This window comes from Streptomyces sp. NPDC002130 (assembly GCF_040296465.1).
Classification (GTDB): Bacteria; Actinomycetota; Actinomycetes; order Streptomycetales; family Streptomycetaceae; genus Streptomyces.
Genome location: NZ_JBEOXI010000887.1, coordinates 1 through 1,362 on the forward strand (window position 1 = coordinate 1; position 1,362 = coordinate 1,362).

Here is a 1,362-nt window from a genome sequence, read left to right on the forward strand (position 1 = left end):
AGGGCCGCCACTCCAGCCGGTCGAGCAGGCCGGGGTGGTTCTCGCGCAGCTCTCGCAACGCGAAGAAGTTGTAGGGGCTGCGCAGGCACAATCGTGCTCTACCGATTCTTCGGCGAACTGACCCAAGCGGAAATCGCCGAGAAGGTAGGCCTCTCTCAAATGCACGTCTCCCGGCTGCTCGCACAATCGCTCACAGCGCTCCGAAACACCCAGTCCCTCGCCGCCCTCGAAACCTCCGTCGCAGCGTGAGCTGGATGCCGAGAAATGCGGATTGGTGTGCGGCACCGGTACGAAGCACGTCGTGATCGGAATCGCCGTCAGTTACGGCGACGAGACGCCCCGACAGGCGGTGACCAGTGTGTACTCGTGGACCTCCGGGCCAGGGGATCACGAACCCGCTAGCACGACCTTGGTCAGGGTGATTGTCACAGTCCAGTTCTCCTCGGGCGCGGCAGGCGGGGCCTCCTCGAGGTCCACTTGGTCGGCAAGGGTTTCGAGGACGTGCCACCCGAAGGACGAAGTACTTGTGGTGATCTGGCCCGTTGTTGCCGCAGAGAGGACCACTCGCGCAGTGGCGTTGTCGTCGCCGTCGAATGTGCACGTCAGGCTGCTGGAGGGGAGGGCATGGCTGATGAGGATGGTCGCTGCTTCGTCGGCGGCGAGAACGAGATCGGACAGCCCGTCCAACGAGAGCGCATAGTGCGCGGCCACGGTACGCACCAGTGATCGCAGCACCGGCAGTTGATCCGGTGATGCGGAGACGGACAGTGAAGGTGAAACGGCGATGGGGGAAACGATCGCCCGCACGAAGGACGTCACGTGAGATTTGCTCCTGTACCTGATCCGAGGCAGCCAATCCCTTGGAGGGATCTTGGTAGCCGCATTCGAGAAAGATGATCAGCCCTTCAGCTACCCAACCGAAGTGCCGCCAAACATCGAGCTTAACGCTGTTGTCAGCGACCAGACAGGACGTATTCGAAGTGCGTTCCTGCAGTGTCGGGGAGGTGCTCTTGTCTGTGCCCCCGGTGGGGTGAACCCGTTCGATCCAACCGACGGTACGGCGCGCGGGGCTCCAATAACGGTGCTCGGTTTTGATCCATGCGGCCGGACTGCGCCACGCTCGATGGAAGCAATCGAAAAAACGTCACACCAGCCTCCTTCAGCTCAGGTGGCATACGAGCGAAGGGTAGTGAGAAACCGAAAATTCCGGATCAGCAACGTGAATTGGGCTGGGGGTTGGGAATCTGACATCCTCGCCGCGGCCTGTCCCGAGATTGGACTTGCGGGCCGCTCCTGCATGGTGCCGAGATCGAACTGCCTACTGACGTGGCGGTCGCACAGGGTAGAAGGTCCCCGCAGACC

Annotated in this window: 1 protein-coding gene and 1 pseudogene; one reads left to right on the plus strand and one right to left on the minus strand. The window is 62.0% G+C overall.

What is annotated here, in order from left to right; all coding sequences use genetic code 11:
• Positions 1-90: 90 nt before the first annotated feature.
• A pseudogene (locus tag ABT116_RS46660) lies at positions 91-249 on the plus strand (sigma factor-like helix-turn-helix DNA-binding protein); the annotation flags it as partial.
• Positions 250-387: 138 nt separating this feature from the next.
• Here ABT116_RS46660 and ABT116_RS46665 read toward each other — a convergent pair.
• Entirely contained in the window at positions 388-819 is a 432-nt protein-coding gene (locus ABT116_RS46665) for an ATP-binding protein (protein WP_298772752.1), read from the minus strand.
• Positions 820-1,362 lie beyond the last annotated feature (543 nt).